We start from the raw sequence: 5,322 nt of genomic DNA, 5'->3' as shown, positions 1-5,322 counted from the left end.
TTGGAATCAGATTCGCGGAGTAGCGGATGTGGAGACGCAAACACACATGTATTGAGAAGTCGCTCTACCAAGGACATTTCAAAGTGCCTTCGGTTGAATCGGTATGCGAATTCCTCGAGGTAAAGTTGCTTATGTTCCTCACGTCCGTGGTATGTTCCGTCGATAAATTTCTTGCAGTTCCCTATCAGGATGTTGAGCCATTTGAATGTTACATGTGCTTGTTCGTCTTTGGATAGAGTGATCGAATGCGCTAGTCCAAGGTCTCGAGCACATACCCCGTAACTTGGGTTACCATCACTTATCAGCTTGGTATCGGAATCTAAACGTCTCACAAAAACATCTTTGAATGATTTAGCAGTGGTATCTTTGATTACTTCCATGAAGCAATGAGTAGGAGCACCATTGCTAATCGACACTCCAATTAGGACATTGGTTTGTTTTGTTCCCTTTCCTCTTTAGCCTTCGCCATGGCTCTCACCACCTAAAAATGAACTCATCTACCTGGACGTTTCCTCCAAGTTTATATAAACCATTTCGGTCAGCCATTGCTTTTCGTAGCTTATTTAGCATCAACCAGCCAGTCGAATAAGATACTTGAACGAATTTAGCAATGGTAGTAGCCGAAAGACCACGCTTGTCGTTGGACAATAGATAGATAGCGGAGAACCACTGGGATAAAGAGATATGGCTTCGATGGAAGATGGTTCCGGAGGTAACGCTAGTTTGACGGTGACAAGATTTACATTGAAAAAGTGGAGCTCGAGATGCTGCATTTCTTCGATGGTTTGGCCTGATTAAGGTAAACTGGTCAGAGTCACACTTTGGGCATCTAAATCCCTCTTTCCACCGCAATTTGATCAAATGATCTTCACATGCTTCCTCTGAAGCGAAGCGTACCATAAAGCCTGAGATATCCACCATGCCTCCTTTATCGAACATCTGTTCTACTAAAGATTAGCTCCAATCTGGTCTCGGTGGAGGCGAAACTTACGAAACTTGATAAGTATGTTTAACATTGCCCATACGAGGTGGCAATGTGAGGTGCCTATTAAACTCTGGATAACGTCAACTTTGCTCTTAAGGGTGACTCCTTAACTGCCGCTTTCGTCACAAGGAGTTGAGCGTGAACTCTTCCAATATTTCATACTCTCGTTGGCTGCACGGATCGATTAACGCTTTATTTGGTGTAAATGAGGACAGTCCAAATTGTTTATGCGCGCACACAATTGTCGAAAATGATTGAAGAGGTAAGTTCGACGCACGGGCGATTTGAAATTACCAGGAACGGATATCGTGCCGCGGTTCTTTTTGGCGCTGATGACTATGACGCAATTTTTGAAACAATTGCGGTTCTGTCAGACACTTTGCTTCTTGAAGCCCACAAGAGGGGATTGGAAGGTCATCAAGAAGGTGATACATTGGGCGCCGAAGAGCTCAGACAAGCGATGATTAGGTCTGGACGACGTGTCGTCGCGAAATGATGATAGTTATAGTTTGCGTATCCCACACTCTGCTTCGATTTCGCTCCGTCAAACAGTACCGGAAAAAGTAGTGCCTTACCGCATATAGATTCAATAATGGTACATGGCTGCAGATGGGAGATAGCTAATACTGTACAAGGACTTTAGCAGCTCAGGTAGGCGCAGGGACCTCTTAATCCAGGGTCAGGCACATCAATCATTCCTAAGAATAAGTTAGCAGAAGGCGATTCAAAAGGTAAGCAAATGGATGTAGCTTGGGTTTCGCGAAAGTGATAACTTTACTTGCAGGTTCCCGATCTGTAAACCCAACCGATCCAAGTGCGGATTCTGCGGCAATTGGTATGTCGGAACACCGATAAGAATCGACTCGTCTACACGGATATAAAGCACGAAAGACGAATCGTTGCAAGCCGGTTACATTAGGGGCGTTAAATCGTGCGGCAGCCTCAAACTTCAAAAGGCTCGTCGCACGCAAATTGGAGACGAATCACGTGAGGTCGGTCGCTCTAATCGAAGTGATAACTAACTGCGTTAGCAACTACCTCTCGCAACTTGATTCGGATGCTATCCTCGTTGAAGATCGCCTGGCGCACCCGGAGTATCCGGACTAGTTAGCCACACTCAGAGCCACTTCGAATATGAACTCCAATTCTGACCCACTCACACTGTAGGGTACCGGTTCGCGAGGCTGGATAGCGATCGAACCCGGCCCTTGCATCTTTGCGTAGCGCTGATTGTGTCCGTGCTCGTATATCGCCCGAGGGTTAGAAAGTTGTCTCGGCCCTCCACTGCAGCGTCGTCGGGTCCCAATGACCGATTGCCGTTCCGTCGAAAACTGCGTTGATGAATGGCGTGACTACGCCCAGTGCTTCGTCGAGCGTCGAGGCCAAAGGCAGCAATGACCGTTGTGCCTCCCTCTTATATCCCATCTCCCAAAGTGCACGGTCGGGTACGTCGAAGCGGTCAGGCGGAACGACTCCACGCCGCTCCACTTCTGAATGCATTGCCGCCCTTTGAAGACCGGCGTCTACCGACGCCTCCGTTATAATGGCGACGAGGTCGACAAGGTCCTTAAAACGGGTAGACGGACGGTCCCCATGCCGCTCGATGATTGCCGCCACTTTGTCGGCTACATGGTCTACGAGCGGGTAAACCCTATAACCATGCTGGGTAATGTCGGGCATCATGACACGGAATAGTGCCGGCATTTCATCAGGTTCTCCGGTCATGCGGAGATTCGATCCAACAAGGTCGACGTGAAACTGAGCCCACCTTGTCGCTCCGACGTATGCGGTTACTGGAAAGCGGGAGCCGGCTGCTCCGTCTGAGTGCGCGCGCGTCGGACCTATATCGAACCTGAAGTAGTCACCGATATCGAGAGCTGCCGCTCGTGCGATGTCGACTTCGGCCACCTCATGTTCCACCGCTCGATAGACGTCGATATCGATTGTGGCTCGAACGCCAATCTCGCGGGCAAGGAGCGCCGTTGCGCCTTTAACGACCCACCCCTCGTCGATAAGGTATAGCCGCTCCAAAAAGCGGTCGTACGTCATCTGCCGCTGGAGCTGCGGGAGAGTCCACCGACTGGATTCCGCGACCGTCTTGAGTTTGTCGGTGAGCGCCCGACGGAAGGCCCCCGGACTAGAGTAGGTTCGCTTTCGTTCACTCACGCTGTAAGCCCGTGTCGTGACACTGATTGAGCGCTAGTCGGATCGTACCGTGCGTTGCGCGCCTCTTGCATCCATTTTTCCGCCTCCATGTCACCGACGAGGTCGAGCAGCCAGCGAAGAAGAGAGAGACCATCGTTATGGCGTAGTCTGAATCGACCTGCGTGGGGGGCGAGGCTCACAGCGAAGGCTTCGGGGGAGTCGAAGCCCTGGCGGATGGCGTCAACGATAATCTGAGCGACAGCCCCAGGATCCTCGTGTTCGTACAGCAGATCAGAGGCAATTCGCGCTGGACGGGTCGTCGGCAGTCCGTGAAACTGAATCCACTCTCCCTCTGCGAGGGGGCGTCGATGAAGACGAACATCTCGCCGCCGGCTCTGCTTGCGCTGAGAAAGCGTGAACTCGTGCCGGTCCGCGGGGAGGTGGCCTATACCATAGAGCGCCGCCGCCGACCGATGCGACACCACGCCCTCTGTGGGAGTGCGCTCCCATGCGGGTACAGCGGGAACCAGCTGAAGCCATGCGGCCCGCAGTTCCATGTGATCAGGAGTGGGCGAACCCACGAGACGGTAGATACCGTAGGCGACTCGCTCTAGTAGTGAATCTGGAGCGGTAATGCGGTCGAGGGTTGTTGCTGGAATCTCAGCGTTTTCGAGTTGACGACGGGTCACTAGGCCCCACTGGTCTTCGGCGAATTCTGCAATGCGATCTACGGTGGTGGTACGATTCACTACTGCAGTATACCCCGTTAACGGGGGGTAATACAGTACTAATTTCGTATGACTACTACGCAATACCCTATAAACGAGGGGTTTCACAGTATTATGAGAGATCCTACTCAACCCCTGGACACTGAAAAACATACAATCGTCTCGAACACATTCGACTATAGGTCGGTAATTCCCAACTCATGTTCCTCTGCTCTTGAACTTAGAAATCCTTAAGAGGTTAAATTCTCCGATTGTGCGTTAGCTTTCTTCGCCTGGTGCACCCAGAAGGTGAGATGAATGGATAAGTCATTCGTTGGGGTGCTCGTACGATTAGTTGGAGTCCGCTAGTGAGCGGCCGAGGACCTTTTCAAGGCTTTACGGCGGTCGACTGTGCTTTTTCATTTTATTGGACGAGAGTTCTCATTTCAAGTTTCGGTCTATGTGGATTTGCGTTACTCCAATGCATCTTGCAGCTTTTACGATCACTCGTCTGCTTCGAGCAAACTGTTACTTTCGGTACGCACTTGAATGACGCACTCTGGCGGATGCGTTTGATCCACCCCTGAAAAATCTTCTAGTTTAAATTTCGGTCTGAATCCTAATATTAGCGATGGATCGCCAAGAATTAGCCTTTTTTGGTGAAACCGAACGATCACATAAAGCTTAAGATACCGATCGGTTGCATGCTATACTTGAAACTGATCGGTGTCAAAAGGAATATTTATGCGAGTTCGATCTATCCGCGACGTTGCAGCGGCAGTGCGTGGTCGTCGAAAAGATCTTGGTCTTAGTCAGGCTGAACTTGCCGAGATGGTCGGTGTTTCCCGTAAGTGGATCTACGAGTTCGAGGGAGGCAAACCAAGAGCAGAGTTTGCACTCGTCTTAGGAGTCTTGGAATACCTCGGCTTGACAATAATGATAAGTCAGGACATTGAAGAGACGTTCACACCAACTGTTAGTCTTGACTCACTTCTCGAAGAGCATCGCTACCATGAGTGATGCTCTCTGCGTAGTTTACGACAATGAAGTCGCTGGTCTAGTCACTCGTCTGAATAACGGGCGACTCCGCTTTGACTACGATGATGAATACCGCCGAAAGAAAAATTCTACTCCTTTGTCGGCATCTATGCCCTTACAAGTACAGTCGCATCCTGATAGCGTGATATCTCCTTGGTTAAGTGGACTTCTACCCGATAATGAAGCTGTTATTGCACGATGGGCTCGATACTATCAAGTAGGTGCCTCGTCGGCCTTTTCGCTGCTCTCAACGCCAATCGGCCATGACGTGGCTGGAGCATTTCGCTTCGCTACTCCCGAGGCTCTTGATGAAGTTCGAGAACGTAACGGACACGTGACCTGGTTGAATGAGGACGAATTAGCAAGGCAACTTTCAGAGTTGAAGGCGGATACTACCTCATGGCTGGGTCGATATTTCCAAGGTCACTTCAGTCTGGCTGGCGCACA

Annotated in this window: 5 protein-coding genes and 1 pseudogene; 3 read left to right on the top strand and 3 right to left on the bottom strand. The window is 50.3% G+C overall.

Going from position 1 to position 5,322, the window contains the following annotated elements; genetic code table 11:
* Positions 1-918, bottom strand: a pseudogene (locus AXFE_RS19660) (IS1595-like element ISAxf1 family transposase); the annotation flags it as partial.
* A 272-nt stretch (positions 919-1,190) separates the two neighbouring features.
* Between AXFE_RS19660 and AXFE_RS17325 the strand changes: the two are divergent.
* A complete protein-coding gene (locus AXFE_RS17325) occupies positions 1,191-1,481 on the top strand; it encodes a type II toxin-antitoxin system Phd/YefM family antitoxin (RefSeq protein ID WP_052607158.1) in 291 nt (96 codons plus the stop codon).
* 764 nt (positions 1,482-2,245) lie between these two features.
* Here the strand turns inward: AXFE_RS17325 and AXFE_RS17320 are convergent.
* Together AXFE_RS17320 and AXFE_RS17315 are read right to left on the bottom strand one after the other, a co-directional pair.
* Positions 2,246-3,034, bottom strand: a complete 789-nt coding sequence (locus AXFE_RS17320) for a nucleotidyl transferase AbiEii/AbiGii toxin family protein (RefSeq protein ID WP_152626205.1) — start codon at positions 3,032-3,034, stop codon at positions 2,246-2,248.
* A gap of 113 nt (positions 3,035-3,147) precedes the next feature.
* Positions 3,148-3,966, bottom strand: a complete 819-nt coding sequence (locus AXFE_RS17315; protein WP_052607156.1) for a type IV toxin-antitoxin system AbiEi family antitoxin domain-containing protein — start codon at positions 3,964-3,966, stop codon at positions 3,148-3,150.
* Between the two features lie 615 nt (positions 3,967-4,581).
* Between AXFE_RS17315 and AXFE_RS17310 the strand changes: the two genes are divergently transcribed.
* Both AXFE_RS17310 and AXFE_RS17305 read left to right on the top strand, forming a co-directional pair.
* Positions 4,582-4,857: a helix-turn-helix domain-containing protein gene (locus AXFE_RS17310; protein ID WP_082058881.1), complete on the top strand. Its 276-nt coding sequence runs from the start codon at positions 4,582-4,584 to the stop codon at positions 4,855-4,857.
* The coding region (locus AXFE_RS17305; RefSeq protein ID WP_160291931.1) for a HipA N-terminal domain-containing protein at positions 4,850-5,322 on the top strand (473 nt) is incomplete at its 3' end. The genes AXFE_RS17310 and AXFE_RS17305, both read left to right, overlap by 8 nt.

The sequence above is a fragment of the Acidithrix ferrooxidans genome (assembly GCF_000949295.1).
GTDB lineage: Bacteria > Actinomycetota > Acidimicrobiia > Acidimicrobiales > Acidimicrobiaceae > Acidithrix > Acidithrix ferrooxidans.
Note: the sequence above shows the minus strand (reverse complement) of the source record. Positions and strands in the feature narration are given on the sequence as shown.